Here is an 18,259-nt window from a genome sequence, read left to right as displayed (position 1 = left end):
TTAGTCCGGCCAGCGCATCAGGCCGGCGATGCGGCGGGCGTAGCGTTCTTCGAATGGCGTTGCGATGACCTCATTGGAGGCACGTGCCTTGCCGAGTTCCTCTTCGAGACGGCTCGCCACGATCTTCTCCTCGCCTGGATGCAGATTGCAGGGATCCATGTAGAAGAAACCATGCTCGGCTTCGTGATCGCGGACGATGATCGGGTGTGCGCCGCGCGCCAGTGCATCGGCTAGGTCCCACGCGGTGATATGCGCTTCCTGCGGGTTCACGGTCACCCGTAAACGGTCCAGCGGATTGTGCGTTGGGTCCGGCTCGATCTCGGCGGTGACGCCGGGCTTGCCGGTCAGCGTCTGCTTCCACAAATTGAGATAACCGGTTTCCTTTTCGCGGATACCGGCATGGTCGCGCTTTTCCCAGGCTTCGAGTGCCGCGATAGTGCCAAGGATGCTCTCCTTACCGAGTTTCATGCCTCGGCCGATACCCATGTTCTGCAGGAAGGCGCTGCGCACCAAATCCTTGCGTCCGGCAACGATTCCACCGGTTGGGCCGCCAAGAAATTTATGCGACGAATAGAGCGCGATATCGGCACCTTGGGCGAGGAAGATTTTCAGATCATATTCCGATGCGGCGTCAACGATGACCGGAACGCCACGAGCGTGGCAAACCTCGGCAAACTTCTTCAGGGCGATCAGGCCATACTGGACTGTGTGGTGCGAGACGACAAAGACTGCCGCTGCCGTACGCTCATTGATGGCCCCATCCAGGTGATACGGATAGCATGATGTAGCCTGACCGATGAGCACAGCCTTTGCTCCCGCAAGCCGGATACCCTGATCTACAGGAGCGCCGTAGCTGACCACATGGCCGGTCTGGATGATAACTTCGTCCTTCAAGCCCGTCGCATCTGGCAGGCGCTCGATGGCGGCCAGATCGTTGCCTGTCATCGTTGCGGCAACGGCAAGGCTTATGCCGGCGGAACAGGAGGCGGTGACAAAACCTGCCTCGCCGCCGGTCAGGCGTGCGATCACCGGGCTCGCCATCTTATGCAGATCGTTGATTTCCACGAATTGCGGGAGTATGGCACTCATAGCGGCAACCGCCTCAGGCACCACAATTGACGCGCCGAGCGATGTCATCGTCCCGGAAACGTTAATCACAGGCCTCAGTCCAAGCGACTGGCGTATATCGGGCGGCATATGAGAGTCGGTCATGCTATTCTCCTTGAAGAGTATTCCGTTTGCTTGGCATATATGCCGTTATAATGTAATAAAGAGTCGAGAGACTTTACTGATCGTGCCAGGAGCCTGAAAGTGGACGCAAAGACATCAGACATGGACGCACCTCGTGGCCTTCAGAAAGCTGGCGAGGCGACCGCCCGCCGCTCGCGCGTCAGCGGCATCGATCGCGCCCTGCAGGTTCTCGATTATCTGTATGAGACTGGAAGTCCGGCTGGTGTCTATGCCATAGCCAAGGCGATTGGAGCGCCGCTTTCCACCGTCTATGTGATCATCGACGATCTCGTGGAGAAGAACCTGCTTTCGCGCAACAGTGACAGTACGGTCTGGCTTGGCGCGCGGCTTTATCACTACGGCCTTGCTTATGCGCGCTCGCTGGATTTTCTCAATGTCGCCAATCACGAAATGCACAGTCTGAGCCGTGTTTCGGGTGAGACGGTGCAGGTGTGCGGGCGTGACGGCGATCATATGATGGTACTGGCCATGGCCGATGGTCCCGGCCATTTCCAGGTGACGTCTCGCGTCGGCACCCGTGTGCCGCTCAACTGGACCGCCTCGGGGCGCCTTTTGGTCGGTCATCTGCCGGAACAGGAACGACTGGACCTGTTCGAACATTGCGCGAAATCCTCGCCGACCGGCCGTGCCGTGATCGATCCGGCCGTTTTGTCGGAGTCGGCCAGGCAAGCCTTGCAGGCACGCATTTCGATTCAGGCGGGCGAATCCGATTATGCCGTTGCCTGCGTAGCCTCGCCCATCTGCGACGACAAAGGCATCTGCGTCGCGACCATTTCCATCGTTCTGCCTGAACAGAAGATCACCGACAATCCCGAGCGCTACACGGCCGAAGTCAAGTCTTCGGCGGAGCGGATTGAAACAGTGATGGGCTGGCGCAGTCATTCCTGACCTCAATCCTTCAGGGCTACAATTGCCTCAATTTCCACGGTGATATTGCCGGGCAGCGAGCTGAAGCCAACGGCTGAGCGCGCATGGTTGCCGGCTTCACCAAATACATCGATCAGCAGGTCGGAACACCCATTGATGACAGACGGGTGGTCGGCAAAATCCGGCACGGCATTGACCATGCCGAGCAGCTTCACCACGCGTTTCACCCGCCGCAAATCTCCAAGTGCCGAATGCATGACCGCGAGGAGATTGATGCCGGTCAAGCGCGCGTGCTTGTAAGCCTCCTCCACGCTCACATCACCTCCGACCTTGCCGGTATGCATGTACCCGTCATCCTCGCGCGGCCCCTGCCCTGACAGGTACAGCATGTTGCCCTCCTGAATATGGGTAACGAAGTTCGCGATCGGGCTTGGCGCTGGGGGAAGAACAATGCCCAGCTCCTTGAGACGATCATAGGGGGAAACGTCGGCATTGATTGCCGGGCTTGATAGGTGACTCAAGGCTTGTTCCTTAACGGTATGAATAGGGCGCGATAGCGCCGGATGTTTCAGGCTTTACCGGCTGATAGCGACTGGCGGCGATCGGTTCATTGCCAAGCACTGCCCAGCGCGGCTCGAACAGCTTGTCGAGCCTCGCTTCGTAGCCCATCGAGTCGATGACTGTGAGATCGGAATCGACGAGTTCAAAGATGGTGAAATCTGCACGTGTGCCGACCGAAAGTAGGTTCTCTGTCGGCAGGTTAATCGCCGATGCCGGTGAGATCGTTACCGCTTCGACCACCTTGTCGAACGGCATGCCGACACTCAAAAGCTTGGACATCGTGGTGCCCAAGTCCCACACGGCGAAATTCAGGCTGCGCAGATGAATATCGGTCGAGATCGAGAATGGCAAAAGACCACGCTGGATCGCGACTTCCGCCACGCGGAATGAGAACGACGCGCCGCCGTGGCCGATATCGAGACGTATCCCCTCGCCTGCGCAACGCGCCGCCAGTTCGAACAGATCATCGTCCTCGATGATGCTGCTGCCGACCTTGCCGTTGAAGCAGTGCGTGATGATGTCGCCGGGTCCGAGGATTTCCAGCACTTCGTCGTAAAGCGCCGGCGGTTCGCCAACATGCACCATCATCGGTATCTTCAGAATTTTGGCGAGCTTCTTGCCGACTTTGACCGGTGTAACACCCCAGGAGCCGGTAATGACGTGGCTGGCACGCACTTTCAGCCCGACGATGTGATCGCGGTTCTCGTTGACACAGGCAACGGTGCGATCGATATCGATCGAGCGGATATCGCTGAGTTCACTGACCCGGTTGCAGGCCACCAAGCCAATTGAGCCCAGATTGAGAAAGGCTTTGATACGTTCGCGCGCCGGATCGATGATATATTCGCGAAACCCATGGAAGTTGGCTTCGCCTGCCGAACCAGCATCGACGATGGTGGTGACACCGCGTTCGGCGCCGCACAGTTGCGGGCGTACGGAAATATCCGTGCCGCCATGCCAGATATGCGTGTGCAGATCGACCCATCCGGGAGAAATCCATGCGCCCTTGCCGTCAACCCGACGTATATCGCCCTGAACGCTCAGCGACGGACCAAACTCGGCCACCTTGCCATAAGCATCGATCAGAATATCGATGCTGGATAAAGGCGTGTTCGGTCCGAATGAAACCGGTTTGACATTGGTCAGCAGCAAGCGCCCTTCCATTGAAGAACCGGCGGTTGCAGAAGATGCAGACATGATCAGAGATCCTTTCTGAGGCGGGGGTCGAGAAGGTCGCGGAAGCCGTCGCCGACCATCTGCAGGGAAAGAACGGCAAGCACGATGGCAATGCCCGGAAACAGCGTCATCCAGTCGGCCTTGCCGATATATTGACGGCCGGAAGCGATCATCGTCCCCCATGTCGGTACTTCCGGGCTGACACCGAGCCCGAGAAAGGACAGGCCCGCCTCTGCCAGCATGGCATTGGCGAAAAGGAATGTGCCCTGTACAAGAATCGGCGAGAGCAGGTTGCGCAGGATATGCCGCGTCATGATATGCGGCGTCGAAATACCGAGCGATGTCGCCGCCTCCACATAGGGCAGTTCGCGAATAACGAGCGTCGAAGCGCGAACGATACGAGCGAGCCGCGGTGCATAGACGATACTGAGCGCGACGATGACTGTGGTGAGCGATGGCCCGAGTGCTGCTACCAGCGCGATCGCCAGCAGGATGTCCGGAAAGGCCATCATCGCATCGATAAGCCGGGTAATCGGCGCATCGAGCTTCTGGAAAAATCCCGCGAGGATGCCGAGGGTCACGCCAATCAGCGACGCCAATACCACCACGGCAAATCCCACCAGTAGCGACAGCCGCGCCGAGAAGATCGTGCGCGAAAACACGTCGCGGCCGAACTCGTCCGTGCCGAAGAACCATTTCATATCCGGCGGCTTGAGACGATTGACGATGGACAATTTGTTTGGCGCATAGGGCGTGATCAACGGTGCAAACACCGCAAGGACCACGAAAATGGCGAGAACGATCAGTCCGAACAGTACGGTTTTGCGCCGGATCAGGACCCGCAAGAATTTGGAGCGTTCGCTCGTCGGGGCGTTGGTTACGATTTCGGTCATCAGTAGCGCACCCTTGGATCGACGACCAAGTAAAGCATGTCGATGGCAAAATTGATGAGAACGTAGAGCGCGGCGATGATGAGCAGCGCTCCCTGGATGACAGGGTAATCGCGCCGCAAGACAGCAGACACGACGAGACTGCCGACGCCGGGAAGACCGAACACGGTTTCAGTTACCACCGCCCCGGAGATTAGTACCGCAGCAGTCAGACCCAGAACGGTGAGGATCGGAATAAGCGCGTTCTTGAAGGCATGTTTCAACACGACCCGACGCTCGTCGACGCCCTTGGCGCGTGCCGTGCGGATGTAATCGTCGCCGAGGACATCCAGCATGGAGGCTCGGGTGAAGCGCATGATCAGTGCCGAAGAGACGATACCAAGTGCAAATGCCGGCAGCACCAGATAACCCAGCCGTTCCAACAGCGACGTACCAGGGCCGCCGTAGCCGGATACGGGAAACAGGCCGAACCGTACGGCGAATATCTGCATGAGGATCAGGCCGAGCCAGAAGCTCGGGATGCTTGCGGCCAGCATCGCCACAGCCGTTGCTGCCTGATCGAAGAACGATCCACGGCGATAGGCAGCGTAGATGCCGATTGGGATGGCGATGACGCTTGCAATCAACAGCGAAAAAATTGTGAGAAAGAAGGTCGGTTCGGCGCGCTGCGCCAGCGCTTCAAGTACCGGCTGGTTGAGGAAGATCGACTGCCCGAGGTCGCCCTTGAACAGATTGCCGATGAAATAGACATATTGCAGCAGGATGGATTGATCGAGCCCGAGCTGCTGACGCAGGGCTGCGATATCCGCAGCGGTTGCTTCCGGTCCAAGCATCACTGCAGCGGGGTCGCCTGGCGTGACGCGAACGATGATGAAGACAATCGTCACCACCAGGAACATCACGATGATCATGCCGATAAAGCGTTGAAATATGTAACGGAGCATCTGGGCGGATCGTTCTCTTTTGCAGGCTGTATTGAGGAATGGTCGCAGGCGGAAGCCCTGCCCGCGACCGCGATTACATCACTGCTTGAGCGACACGTTCCAGAAATAGGGCCACGGCGCCGGCGTGAACCCTTCCAGCTTTGGCGACTTGGCTGAGAGCGCGTTGAAGTCGCCAATCTTGATGATCGGGACTTCGGCATAGATCACCTTCTGCACTTCGGCCCAAAGGGCAACACGCTTCTTCGGGTCGATTTCCGCGTTGAACGCATCGACCGCGGCCTTGCGGGCGGGCGTATCCCAATTGCCGGGCGCGCTGGTCGACATGGCGCCAATCAAGGCGGGTTCCGGCAGGAAAGGACTATGGCTGATATAGATGTCCCACAGCTTCGGGTCGGCGCGGCGCTGTGTCAGCGTTGCCCAGTCTACCACCTGCATATCTACTTTGAAGCCTGCAGCCTTCAAATATTCGGCCGCAACCTGCGCCATCTTGTAGTGGAATTCATATTGGCGGCTGGTGAGGATGCGGATTGGCTCACCATTGTAGCCGGCCTTCTTCATCAGCTCGGCAGCCTTTTCCGGGTCGGCAACGTTGTATGCGCCTTCGGTGCCCGCGTCCGTCTTCCAGCTGTAGCCGTCAGGGTACATTGAGGGATCGAGCGAATAGAAATCCGTACTGCCAAATGCGGCCGCCATCATGTCTTCCATGCTGAGCGAGTCGCGGATTGCCAGTCTGATATCCTGGTTCTTGGTGATCCCCTGGCTGGTATTCATGACAAAGACCGGCCAGCCAAATGGCTTGAGCAAAACGGCTTCGGTCGTCTTCTGGTCCTTCAACCGGTCATAGGCCTCGACCGGCAAACTATCGACGTAATCGAATTGACCGGAAACAGCGCCTTCGACGCGTGTATTGGCATCCGGCACAGGAACGAAGCGGATCTCGTCGAGATATTGATGCCGCGCTCCTCCATAGCCGTTCTCGTCACCCTCAGGTGACTTGTAGCCATCGAAACGTGTCAGCTGGATATACTGGTCGGCCTTGCGCTCCTTCAGCATATATGGGCCCGTACCAATCGGATCGGTCATCGGGTTTTGCTGTTTTTCGCTCGGGAGGATGATCGCGGCGGCATTGTTGAAAGCCAGCAGCGAAACGAGCGGGGCATAAGGCGCGTTGAGAGTGATCTTGACCGTGGCAGGATCGACGGCTTCGATCGAAGTGATCATCGAGGCTGTCTGCTTGCCGCGTGAGGCGACTTGAGTCCAGCGCTTCAACGAGGCGACAACATCGGTTGAATCCATATCCGAGCCGTCATGGAACTTGACGCCGGTGCGAAGCTTTATGGTGTAGACTTTGCCATCGGTCGAAACTTCGGGAAGACTGGCAGCGAGCAGTGGTGTGACGTTCCAATTCTTGTCGAACGTGTAGAGTGTCTCGAAAATGTGCTGCGAGACGATGCCGACGAGATCCGCTGTCGAAGCCATGGCATCGAGTGTGGGTGGCTCGCCAATGGTGGCGACATTGATGACGCCGCCTTTTGCTTGAGCAAAAGCAGAGGAGCTTAGAGCAATCAGCGCTGAACCAAGAAGGAGTGCGAGCTTCAGTGATTTCATGACGGTTCCCTTTGTTGTTCCACAATAATGGATTATAGTGTTTTATAGTAGAATAGAACAAATGCTGGCAGGACTGTCAATTCAAAAAAGAAAAGGGCTGCGCGATGAAGCGCAGCCCCTTGTTTTCATTGAAGGGCAGTTGGTTAAATAATACCCCCGCCCCCAGCGACACTCGCCGGTCGCTTCTTTCCAATCGATTGGCGATAGCCGCTCTTGCGATAGGTGGCGATGGGATCGATCGCTCCAGCCGACCGGCGGCGCGCCTCGGCCAGGATCGGCTCGACATCGGTGCGATAGGCACGCTTTAGCGTTTCTGAAGCCATCAGCGCATCGTTTTCATCCTGATATCCATTCAAGGCCTTTCGATCGACCAGCAGCGCCTGAGCGTAAGCCCGGCGGATTTCATTGGCGCTCGAAATCAAACTCTCGATCGGATCTGTAACGTTGTGCGACTGGTCGATCATGTGCGCGGGATGGAACCCGTCCACGCCGCGATCCTCCGCATCGACAAGTTCGTTGAAGACCAGGAATAGCCGGTAAGGATCGATCGAACCCGCGTCGAGATCGTCATCGCCATATTTGGAATCGTTGAAATGGAAGCCGCCAAGTTTCTTGAACTGGATCAGCCGCGAAACGATCATCTCGATATTGGTGTTCGGGGCATGGTGGCCGAGATCGACCAGACAATAAGCTTTCGGGCCCAATGTCTGCGCGATCAGATAATTCGTTCCCCAGTCCTGCACCACTGTCGAATAGAAAGCCGGCTCATACATCTTGTGTTCGGAGAAGATACGCCAATCATCGGGCAGCGCTTTGTAAATCTCAGCCATTGATCCGAGATAACGCTCGAAGGATTTGGCGAAATTGCTCTGTCCCGGGAAATTGGAACCGTCGCCAATCCACACGGTCAGGGCTTTCGAACCAATCGCCCGACCAATCTCGATGCATTCGATGTTATGTTCGATCGCCTGCGCGCGCGTCGCCGCATTCACATGGCTGAGCGATCCGTATTTATAGGAATGCGCCTGATCCGGCGCATCGGAGAACGTATTGGAATTCATTGCATCGAAACCAAGGCCGTGCGCATCCGCATGAGCCTTCAGATGTTTCGGATCCGCCTTGTCCCATGGGATGTGCAGAGAGACATTCGGTGTTGTCCGTGTCAATTGCTGGATCACCGCGCAATCGTCGAGCTTGTCGAAGATACCGCGCGGCTCGCCCGATCCGGGAAAGCGCGCAAAGCGTGTCCCACCTGTGCCAACGCCCCAGGAGGGCACGGCGACAAAGAAGTCCGCAACCTTATCGGTGACCGCGTCGACGTCGATGTTACGTCGTGCGAGATGAGCACCCAGCGCCTCGTAATCGCTCTTGTGGGCGGCCAGTACCCGGTCGTTCTCGGACGCGATCAGTTCGCCGGAAATGTGCAGTTCAGCCATGATGTCCTCCCGAGACCGATATTATCGTGTAAAGCTCTGCGCGTTACCTGCGTCGACATTGATAATATTGCCTGTCGATTTGGCGGATGAATCCGAGGCGAGAAAATATACCGCTTCAGCGATGTCTTCCGGTAGCACATTGAGCTTCAGCAGCGAACGTTTGCGATAGTGCTCCTCGAGCTCGTCAACCTGCAGATTGGAAGAAGCGGCGCGCTGTTCGCGCCATTCGCCGTTCCAGATTTTTGAGCCGCGCAGAACTGCGTCGGGATTGACGGTATTGACCCGGATACCGCCTTCTGCACCTTCCAGCGCAAGACAGCGGGCCAGATGGATTTCCGCAGCCTTCGCTGCACAATAGGCGCTGGCATTGGACGATGCGGCAAGGCCATTCTTGGAAGCGACGAAGACGACATTACCCCCAATCTTCTGTCGGCGGAACAAGCGGAACGCCTCGCGAGAAACCAGAAAATAGCCAGTCGCGAGGATATCGATATTGCGCGTCCACATTGAAAGTTCCGTCGTCTCGATCGGCGCCGAGGACGCGATACCCGCATTGGATACGAGGATATCGACACCGCCAAACTCCACCGAGGCTTCAGCATAGCTGGCAATGACGCCTGCCTCATCTGTCACGTTCAGCTGGACGCTGCGCACCGCATCCGAAGTGTAGCGTTTGGCGAAATTTTCGTGGGCCGCGTTTAGTGCATCAGTGTCGATGTCGGCTAGCACCACACACGCGCCCTCACCCAGCAGTCGCTCCGCTGTCGCGCGTCCTATACCCCCGGCACCGCCGGTAACGAAAGCAACGCGGCCAGCCAGTGATTTCGGCTTTGGCATGCGCTGCAATTTCGCTTCTTCGAGCAGCCAATATTCGATGTCGAAGGCTTCCTGTTCGGGCAGCCCCTGATACTCGGAGACCGACGAAGCGCCGCGCATGACGTTGATAGCGTTGACATAGAATTCACCAGCGATCCGCGCCGTCGCCTTGTCCTTGGCGAACGACAGCATACCGACGCCGGGAATGAGGAAAATCACCGGATTGGGATCGCGCATCGCCGGCGAATTGGCATGCTTGCAGTCATTGTAGTAGCGGGCGTAGTCGGTACGGTAGGCCTCCAGCGCGCTGTCGAGCGATGCGACGACAGCATCCGCATTCGGATTAGCGAGGTCGAAGTCGAGCACAAGCGGCCGGATTTTCGTACGCAGGAAATGGTCCGGGCAGCTTGTGCCAAGAGCAGCCAGAGGGCGCAAATTGTTCGAATTGACGAATTCGAGCACGGCCGGTTGATCATCGAAGTGACCAAGCTTGCGCTCAGATGCGCCGATCTTGCCGCGGATTTCCGGCATCAATTTTGCCGCGATAGCACGGCGTGCCGATGGATCGAGGCTTCGGGTGGCTTCACCACCGAAAGCGGATTTACCTGCGGTCTTCTGATCGAACCAGACGATCGCCTTGTTGATGATCTCAAGCGTCAGCTCGTAACATTCCTTGGCGTCATTGGCCCAGGTGAAGAGACCATGGCTTTCGAGGACGACGCCCTTGGAGTTCGGATGGGCAGCCACATAGGCGCCAAGATCGAGCCCAAGCTGGAAACCGGGCCGCCGCCACGGCAGCCAGCCAATTTCGCCGCCGAAGATTTCCTTCGTCAGCTCACGGGAGTTTTTCGACGCGGCAATCGCGATGATCGCATCGGGATGCATGTGGTCGACATGCTTGAACGGTACAAAACCATGCAGCGGTGTATCGATGGAGGCGGCGCGGTTGTTGAGATTGAAGGTGCAATGCGGCAGGAAGCCGACCATGCGGTCCTCATCTTCGACGCCCTTGTATATAGATTTCAGCGATTCAAGCTTTTCCATATAGAGCGTGGCAAAACCATCGAGCTTGATCGTACCCACATCGCCGCCCGATCCCTTGACCCATAGTACCTCGACCGGCTTGCCGGTCAGCGGATCGGTTTCGATCACTTTCGCGGATGTGTTGCCGCCACCGTAATTGGTGATGCGCTTGTCGGCACCCAGCAGGTTGGAACGATAAAGCAGCTTGCCCGGCTCATCCAGACCAGCTGCCTTTTGATCATCCCAACGATTATCCAGAAGTTGGACCTTGTCTGCCATATTCGCCTCCCGAAAAGTCAATTGCCAGCTCAGGACAGATCGTCCGGCCGCTGCTATTTGCGTCTAGCTATGGAGCAGATCGCATTTTGTTGTCAATCATAAACGGTCAATTTCGATCATAAACTTACTGTTGTGCAGTGCAATATGAAACTATTTGACTGAAGTTGATTGACACTCGCGATGTTTTTGCGCCATAGATTGTCACAAGAGGAGGACAAGCATGCACGAGCGTGAGCGCCACCGGATCATTCTGAGCGCTGTTCAGGAAAAGCCGGTCATCACCATTCAGGACATTGCCGAACTGACGGAAGCGTCGGAAGCAACGATCCGTCGTGACATTGCCTCGCTCCATGTCAAAGGCAAGCTGCGCCGGGTGCGTGGCGGTGCCGAAGCCGTGCATCCCCCGCAATTGACACCTCTCGCCGGCCGGCATTTCCATGTCTCTGAATCGGAAAACGCCGACAAGAAACGCGCCATCGCCCGCGAGGCCGTTGCGTTGTGCGAGGAAGGTGACGCCATCATCATCAATGGTGGCACGACCACTTTTCAGATGGTGCATTTCCTGGCGTCGCGGCGGCTGCAGGTGATGACCAATTCATTCGCCATTGCCGAACATCTGGTCAAGAACTCCAAGAGTTCGGTCACGGTGCCGGGCGGCGCGATCTACCGCGAGCAGAGCATCATTCTTTCGCCGTTCGATAATGATGTGACGCGTAATTTTTACGGAAAGCGCATGTTCATGGGCTCGCAAGGCGTTGGCCCATTTGGCGTCATGGAATCCGATGCGCTGATCATCCAGGGCGAGCAGAAACTGATCAATCAGGCCGATGAACTGGTGCTGCTCGTCGATTCAACCAAATTCGCCCGCCGCTCAAGCCTCATCCTCTGCCCGCTGCAACGCGTTGCCACCATCATCACCGATGACGGCATTTCGGATGCGGACCGGAAAATGGTGGAGGATGCAGGCGTTAGGCTCATCATCGCAAACGTCAATCAGGAAAAATCAAGGAATTCCGTTTCGGTCGCATGATCGAAGCGGTGTCGACCAACAACATGGTTCAATCTCTGGGAGGATAGACAATGAAACTTTTGAAGAAACTCGCATTGGGATCGGCACTTGCCTTTGCCATGCTCGCATCGCAGGCGCACGCCGCCGATACGGTCAAAATCGGCCTTGTCGTCAAATCGCTTGGCAATGGCTTCTTCGAAGCGGCCAACAAGGGCGCGCAGGAAGCTGCCAAGGAACTCGGCGGCGTCGAAGTCATCTATACCGGCCCGACATCGACGACGGCCGAAGGCCAGATCGAGGTCATCAATGCGCTGATCGCGCAAAACGTCAATGCAATCGCGATTTCCGCCAATGATCCCGACGCGGTCGTCCCGGCGTTGAAGAAGGCCATGGCGCGCGGCATCAAGGTCATTTCGTGGGATTCAGCCGTCGCCAAGGATGGCCGTATCATGCATCTCAACCCATCGTCGAACGAGTTGATCGGCAAGATGTGCCTGCAGCTCGCCGCCGACCACCTGAAAGATGGCAAGGGCGATTTCGCCATTCTTTCCGCAACGACAACCTCGACCAACCAGAACACCTGGATCGAGGAAATGAAGAAGCAGCTGCCGAATTTTCCAGGCCTCAATCTCGTGACGACAGTCTATGGTGACGATCTTTCCGACAAGAGCTACCGCGAAGCGCAGGGCCTGCTGACCTCGCAGCCCAACGTCAAGGTCATCGTTGCTCCGACAACCGTTGGCGTCCTTGCCGCCTCGCAGGCCGTGGCCGATGCCAAGAAGATCGGCGACGTCTATGTGACGGGTCTCGGTCTTCCTTCGGAAATGGCGGGCGCGATCAAGTCTGGTGCGACCAAGGAATTCGCCATCTGGAACCCGATCGATCTTGGCTACTCGGCAACCCAGATCGCCTATCGCCTGGTCAAGGGTGAGACGGACGGTGCTCCCGGCAGCGAAATTGCCGCTGGACGCATGGGCAAAATCAAGGTCGGCGACAATGGCGAAGCCGCCATGGCTGATCCATTCGTTTACGACGCCAAGAACATCGATCAGTTCTCCAAGATCTTCTGATCCGGACGTATCGTGGCTAGCCCGGCAGAGCTTCTGCCGGGCATTTTTTCCCTTCCGGTATATTTGATGAACAAGATTACCCTGCCCGAGCCAATGTCAGAGACGCCTCTCCTCGAGATGCGTGGCATCTCCAAGTCATTTCCTGGCGTGAAGGCATTGAACGACGTCAACATTTCGCTGTTTCCCGGCCGGGTGACAGCGCTGATTGGCGAAAATGGGGCGGGCAAATCGACCCTCGTCAAAATCCTCACTGGAATCTACGAATCCGACGAGGGCGAAATTCATGTCGATGGCCAGCCGGTAGAGTTTGCCAATGCGCAGGATGCGATCGATTTCGGCGTCACGGCGATCCATCAGGAGACCGTGCTTTTCGACGAATTGTCGGTCGCCGAGAATATCTTTCTCGGCCATGCGCCGAAAACCAGGCTTGGTTTCGTCAACTGGAAAGCTGTCAATGCCCGCGCACTCGCGCTGCTGCATTCGCTGGAAAGCAATATCGATCCGCGCGTGCGACTGAAAGATCTTTCAATTGCCCAGCGCCATCTTGTCGCCATTGCCCGGGCACTGTCCGTCGATGCGCGCATCGTCATTATGGACGAGCCGACCGCCGCTCTGTCGCGCAAGGAGGTCGACGACCTGTTCCAGATCGTGAAGCGGCTCAAAGCCCAGGGCAAAGCAATCCTGTTCATCAGCCACAAATTCGATGAAGTCTATGAGATCGCCGATAATTATGCGGTCTTCCGTGATGGCAAGGCTGTTGGCAGCGGCGTGCTTGACGGTGTCGGACAGGATGAAATCGTCAAGCTCATGGTCGGGCGCTCCATCGAGCATGCCTTTCCGAAAGTGGATATCCCGCTCGGTGACACTGTGCTTTCGGTCGAGAACTACACGCATCCGACAGAGTTTCGCGATATCACCTTCGCCCTCAAGAAAGGTGAGATTTTCGGCATTTATGGTCTCGTCGGCGCAGGTCGCTCGGAGATCTGCCAGTCGCTGTTCGGCGTAACAAAGCCATCCGGCGGCACCCTGAAACTGGACGGCAAGGAGATCGTTATCCGTTCCCCCGGCGACGCCATTAAGGCCGGTATCGTCTATGTGCCGGAAGAGCGCGGACGCCATGGTGCAGTGCTGCAATTGCCGATTTACCAGAACATTTCCCTGCCCTCGCTGACGCGCACCTCCCGCTCCGGTTTCCTGCGTGCGGCGGAGGAGTTCGCCCTTGCACGAAAATATGCCGAGCGTTTCGACCTGCGTGCTGCTGCCCTTTCCGTACCGGTCGGCACCTTGTCGGGCGGTAACCAGCAGAAGGTGGTCATCGGTAAATGGTTGGCGACCCAACCAAAGATCCTCATTCTGGACGAGCCGACCAAGGGCATCGACATCGGGTCAAAGGCTGCGGTCCATGCCTTCATCAGCGAGCTCGCCGGTGAAGGCCTCAGCATCATCATGGTCTCGTCGGAACTGCCGGAAATCCTCGGCATGTCGGATCGCGTGCTGGTGCTGCGCGAAGGCCTGTCCGCCGGTGTCTACGAGCGCTCGCACATGAACGCCGAGACGCTGGTGCGCGCCGCAACAGGCAATGCGTAAAGGTTGAGTATGATCAAGCAATTATTCAAATTCCGCGAAATGCTGCTGGTGATCATCATCGCCATCCTGCTTGCCGTATTCTCCGCCCGTTCGCCCGGCTTTGCCAAACCCGGGAACCTTGCAAATATCTTCAACGACACGTCGATCCTGATCATTCTTGCGCTTGGCCAGATGACGGTGATCCTGACGAAATCGATCGATCTGTCGGTGGCTGCCAATGTGGCCTTTACCGGGATGGCGGTCGGCATGTTGAATGCCGCCTATCCGGAACTGCCCCTCGCGCTGATCCTCCTTATCGCTCTCGGTATCGGGGCAATTCTCGGGGCGATCAACGGAATTTTTGTCTGGAAGCTCAGCATTCCCTCCATCGTCGTCACGCTTGGCACGCTCACCATCTACCGTGGCATGGCGTTCGTTCTCTCCGGCGGTGCCTGGGTCAACGCACACCAGATGACGGCGCCGTTCCTGCAGACGCCACGCCAGCTCTTTCTCGGCCTGCCCATCCTCGGCTGGACGGCTATTATCATCGTCGCAATCATGTATCTCGTCATGTCACGCACGTTTCTTGGCCGGGCAATCTACGCGTCGGGCGGCAATCCGACTGCGGCCGTCTATGCCGGCATCGACGTCGGACGCACGCGCTTCTTCGCGTTCGTCATCTCAGGAACGCTCGCGGGTCTCTGCGGCTACCTATGGGTGTCGCGCTACGCGGTAGCCTATGTCGATATCGCGGCGGGCTTCGAGCTGGACACAGTCGCCGCTTGCGTCATTGGCGGTATCTCGACACTTGGCGGCATCGGTTCGGTTGCCGGCGCTGTACTCGGTGCGCTGTTTCTCGGTGTCATCAAGAATGCGTTGCCGGTCATCAACATTTCGCCCTTCGCACAGATGGCGATCTCCGGCTCGGTCATCATCGCCGCCGTGATTTTCAATGCCCGTCAGGAACGGCGGCGTGGCCGTATCATCCTGCGTGATCGCGGCGCGTCGGAACAGATCGAGGTGGCAGCATGAGCGCGATACCTGAAAAGCGCCTTATTCCGGATCGGCTCGGCACATCGGCAACGCGTCTGTTTGGCAGTTGGGAAGCACTGCTCTTTGCTGTCGCCGTGCTGATCTTCATCGCGAATTCCCTCGCCTCGCCCTACTTCCTCAATGCCTGGAACCTCTCCGACGCAACCTTCAACTTCACCGAAAAGGCGATGGTCGCCTTCGCCATGGCGCTGCTGATCATCGCCGGTGAGATTGACCTTTCGGTCGCGGCCATCATCGCGCTTGCCTCCACCGCCATGGGGGCTGCAGCACAGGCGGGTGTCGGCACGCCCGGGCTCGTCGCCATCGGAATCGGCACTGGTGTCGTCTGCGGCGTGGTCAACGGCATTCTTGTCGCCGGACTTCGCCTGCCTTCCATCGTCGTCACCATCGGAACGATGAGCCTCTTCCGTGGCATCGCCTATATCGTCCTTGGTGACAAAGCCTATGGCGGCTATCCGGCTTCCTTCGCCTATTTCGGCCAAGGTTATGTTTTTTGGGTGTTTTCCTTCGAGTTCGCACTCTTCGCCGTCCTCGCCATCCTCTTCGCGGTCCTGTTGCATGCGACGAATTTCGGGCGCCGCATCTACGCCATCGGCAACAATGAATTTGCCGCGCGTTTCTCCGGTATCCGGGTCGAGCGCATCAAGTTCACGCTGTTCCTGCTGACAGGTCTGATGTCCGGCATCGCTGCCGTCTGCCTCACTTCGCGTCTCGGCTCCACCCGGCCCTCTATTGCACAAGGTTGGGAGCTCGAGATCGTCACTATGGTCGTCCTTGGCGGTGTCTCGATCCTTGGCGGCTCGGGCACGATAGGCGGCGTGGTCATCGCCGCCTTCGTCATGGGCCTTGTAACCTTCGGCCTTGGCCTTCTCAACGTACCCGGCATTGTCATGTCGATCTTCATCGGACTGCTGTTGATCGTCACAATCACGTTGCCGGTCATTATCCGTCAGTTCAGACACAGGAAGCCGGCATGAGCCCGACGGAGAAATATGCGTTCACGATGACGCTTAATCCCGGCATGGAAGCCGAGTACAAGCGCCGCCACGACGAAATCTGGCCGGAGCTCGTGGATCTCCTGCATGAGGCGGGCGTGAGCGATTATTCGATCCATCTCGACCGCGCCACCAATATGCTCTTCGGCGTGCTGACGCGACCGGCCAATCACACCATGCAGAGCCTTCCCAACCATCCGGTAATGAAGACATGGTGGGCGCATATGGCGGATATCATGGCCACCAATCCGGACAACTCACCCGTCCAGACAGGCCTCGTATGCCTCTTCCATCTGCCATGAGCGAAAACCGCCGCATAGCTGTCATCGATGTCGGCAAGACCAACGCCAAAGTCGTTGTCGTTGATGCTGCGACGGGCACGGAAATCGCCTCGCGCAGCACGCAAAATCGCGTCGCCAAGGATGGGCTCTATCCGCATTACGATGTCGGAGTGCTATGGGCATTCTTTGTCGAGGTTCTGACCAGGTTCGCGCAGTCACCCGGCTTCGATGCAATCTCGGTAACAGCGCATGGCGCGTCGGCGGCATTGTTGGGCAGAGATGATCTGGCCATGCCGGTGATCGACTATGAGCATGTCTACCCTGAAGACGTGCGCGCAGCTTATGCAGCTTTGCGGCCGGATTTCGCCGAGACGCGTTCGCCGCTTCTCTCCGGCGGCCTCAATGTGGGTGCGCAAATCCATTATCAGAAGACACAGTTTCCGGCTGAGTTTTCCGCAGTCAAGACCATCGTCACCTACGCACAATACTGGGTCTGGCGCCTGACCGGCGTTGCCGTGAATGAAGTTACCTCGCTTGGCTGCCATACGGACCTGTGGAACCCGCAGGAGGGTGGATATTCGAGCCTCGTCGATACGCTCGAACTGCGTCCTTTGATGGCACCGATCCGCTCGGCGTTCGACCGGATTGGCGATCTGCGCCAACCGCTGGCCAGGCAGATCGGCGTGGACAAGTCTGTCCCGGTTCATTGCGGCATCCACGATTCCAATGCCTCGCTGCTGCCGCATCTGATCACCCGCACATCGCCGTTTTCCGTCGTATCGACCGGAACCTGGGTGGTGTCTTTTGCCGTGGGCGGAAGGCTGGATCAGCTCGATCCGGCACGGGACACGCTCGCCAATGTCGATGCCTATGGCAAGGCCGTGCCATCGGCGCGGTTCATGGGCGGGCGCGAATTCGATCTTTTGACCGAAGGCAATGCTGTCGAACCGGATGCGGACGTGTTGAACAAGGTGATCCGCGACCAGTTCCTGATTCTACCGAGCGTCGTGCAGGGATCTGGCCCCTACCCCACGCTTGAAGTGATCCGGCTGAATGATGAGTCGCGATCGGCGCCCGAACTGAACGCTGCCGCTTCGCTTTATACGGCGTTGATGACAAATACTTGTCTTGAGCTGATTGGTGCATCGGGTCCAACGATCGTCGAGGGGCCGTTCGCTCGCAACCGGACTTATCTGTCGGCTTTACGGTCGCTGACCGGACGTGAAATCATCGCGTCGCCCGGCTCCACCGGCACCAGTCTCGGTGCTGCACTGCTGGCCGGAGCCAAGTGTTCGCTCAAGCCAGTGTCGGACGATGTCGTACCGTTGGATAAAGGTTTCGATATTTATGCGCGGAGTTGGCAGGAAAATCCGCAACGCAAATGAAAAAGGCGGGCTTGTTGGCCCGCCTCCTTCGCAATCATTGTTTGTCGAT

Annotated in this window: 16 protein-coding genes; 8 read left to right on the top strand and 8 right to left on the bottom strand. The window is 57.6% G+C overall.

Features of this window, described 5'->3' with window-relative positions:
• Positions 1-1,197, bottom strand: coding sequence for an aminotransferase class V-fold PLP-dependent enzyme (locus ACSQ3H_RS28705; RefSeq protein ID WP_436120813.1), 1,197 nt, complete (start codon positions 1,195-1,197; stop codon positions 1-3).
• A gap of 108 nt (positions 1,198-1,305) precedes the next feature.
• Between ACSQ3H_RS28705 and ACSQ3H_RS28700 the strand changes: the two genes are divergently transcribed.
• Complete coding sequence (locus tag ACSQ3H_RS28700) at positions 1,306-2,139, top strand: IclR family transcriptional regulator (RefSeq protein ID WP_436120812.1); 834 nt, start codon at positions 1,306-1,308, stop codon at positions 2,137-2,139.
• Positions 2,140-2,141: 2 nt separating this feature from the next.
• Here ACSQ3H_RS28700 and ACSQ3H_RS28695 read toward each other — a convergent pair whose 3' ends face one another.
• From ACSQ3H_RS28695 to ACSQ3H_RS28665, 7 genes are all read right to left on the bottom strand, one after another.
• Complete coding sequence (locus tag ACSQ3H_RS28695; RefSeq protein WP_436120447.1) at positions 2,142-2,639, bottom strand: RidA family protein; 498 nt, start codon at positions 2,637-2,639, stop codon at positions 2,142-2,144.
• A gap of 10 nt (positions 2,640-2,649) precedes the next feature.
• Positions 2,650-3,876 (bottom strand): amidohydrolase/deacetylase family metallohydrolase, encoded by a 1,227-nt coding sequence (locus ACSQ3H_RS28690; protein WP_436120446.1) that lies wholly within the window; start codon positions 3,874-3,876, stop codon positions 2,650-2,652.
• A gap of 2 nt (positions 3,877-3,878) precedes the next feature.
• Positions 3,879-4,748 carry an ABC transporter permease gene (locus tag ACSQ3H_RS28685; protein WP_436120445.1) on the bottom strand — a complete coding sequence of 290 codons (870 nt, stop codon included), beginning with the start codon at positions 4,746-4,748 and terminating at the stop codon, positions 3,879-3,881.
• Positions 4,748-5,689, bottom strand: coding sequence for an ABC transporter permease (locus ACSQ3H_RS28680; RefSeq protein ID WP_436120444.1), 942 nt, complete (start codon positions 5,687-5,689; stop codon positions 4,748-4,750). Before ACSQ3H_RS28680 ends, ACSQ3H_RS28685 begins: the two co-directional genes overlap by 1 nt.
• 78 nt (positions 5,690-5,767) lie before the next feature.
• Positions 5,768-7,297: an ABC transporter substrate-binding protein gene (locus tag ACSQ3H_RS28675; protein ID WP_436120443.1), complete on the bottom strand. Its 1,530-nt coding sequence runs from the start codon at positions 7,295-7,297 to the stop codon at positions 5,768-5,770.
• A 143-nt stretch (positions 7,298-7,440) separates the two neighbouring features.
• Entirely contained in the window at positions 7,441-8,733 is a 1,293-nt protein-coding gene (gene rhaI, locus ACSQ3H_RS28670) for an L-rhamnose catabolism isomerase (protein ID WP_436120442.1), read from the bottom strand.
• A 21-nt stretch (positions 8,734-8,754) separates the two neighbouring features.
• On the bottom strand, positions 8,755-10,851 hold the full coding sequence (locus tag ACSQ3H_RS28665) for a bifunctional rhamnulose-1-phosphate aldolase/short-chain dehydrogenase (RefSeq protein WP_436120441.1): 2,097 nt from the start codon (positions 10,849-10,851) through the stop codon (positions 8,755-8,757).
• Positions 10,852-11,071: 220 nt separating this feature from the next.
• On the opposite strand from ACSQ3H_RS28665, the gene ACSQ3H_RS28660 reads away from it, so the two are divergent.
• From ACSQ3H_RS28660 to ACSQ3H_RS28630, 7 genes are all read left to right on the top strand, one after another.
• Positions 11,072-11,881 carry a DeoR/GlpR family DNA-binding transcription regulator gene (locus tag ACSQ3H_RS28660; RefSeq protein WP_436120440.1) on the top strand — a complete coding sequence of 270 codons (810 nt, stop codon included), beginning with the start codon at positions 11,072-11,074 and terminating at the stop codon, positions 11,879-11,881.
• A gap of 50 nt (positions 11,882-11,931) precedes the next feature.
• Positions 11,932-12,930: a rhamnose ABC transporter substrate-binding protein gene (gene rhaS, locus ACSQ3H_RS28655; protein WP_436120439.1), complete on the top strand. Its 999-nt coding sequence runs from the start codon at positions 11,932-11,934 to the stop codon at positions 12,928-12,930.
• A 66-nt stretch (positions 12,931-12,996) separates the two neighbouring features.
• Entirely contained in the window at positions 12,997-14,517 is a 1,521-nt protein-coding gene (locus tag ACSQ3H_RS28650; protein ID WP_436120438.1) for a sugar ABC transporter ATP-binding protein, read from the top strand.
• A 12-nt stretch (positions 14,518-14,529) separates the two neighbouring features.
• Positions 14,530-15,528 carry an ABC transporter permease gene (locus ACSQ3H_RS28645; protein ID WP_436120811.1) on the top strand — a complete coding sequence of 333 codons (999 nt, stop codon included), beginning with the start codon at positions 14,530-14,532 and terminating at the stop codon, positions 15,526-15,528.
• Positions 15,525-16,526 carry an ABC transporter permease gene (locus ACSQ3H_RS28640; protein ID WP_436120437.1) on the top strand — a complete coding sequence of 334 codons (1,002 nt, stop codon included), beginning with the start codon at positions 15,525-15,527 and terminating at the stop codon, positions 16,524-16,526. The genes ACSQ3H_RS28645 and ACSQ3H_RS28640 overlap by 4 nt, the downstream gene beginning before the upstream one ends.
• Complete coding sequence (gene rhaM, locus ACSQ3H_RS28635) at positions 16,523-16,846, top strand: L-rhamnose mutarotase (RefSeq protein WP_436120436.1); 324 nt, start codon at positions 16,523-16,525, stop codon at positions 16,844-16,846. The genes ACSQ3H_RS28640 and rhaM overlap by 4 nt, the downstream gene beginning before the upstream one ends.
• Complete coding sequence (locus tag ACSQ3H_RS28630) at positions 16,825-18,210, top strand: FGGY-family carbohydrate kinase (protein ID WP_436120435.1); 1,386 nt, start codon at positions 16,825-16,827, stop codon at positions 18,208-18,210. Before rhaM ends, ACSQ3H_RS28630 begins: the two co-directional genes overlap by 22 nt.
• Positions 18,211-18,259 lie beyond the last annotated feature (49 nt).

The sequence above is a fragment of the Phyllobacterium sp. LjRoot231 genome (genome assembly GCF_964253365.1).
In the GTDB taxonomy this organism is placed as follows: Bacteria; Pseudomonadota; Alphaproteobacteria; order Rhizobiales; family Rhizobiaceae; genus Phyllobacterium.
Note: the sequence above shows the minus strand (reverse complement) of the source record. Positions and strands in the feature narration are given on the sequence as shown.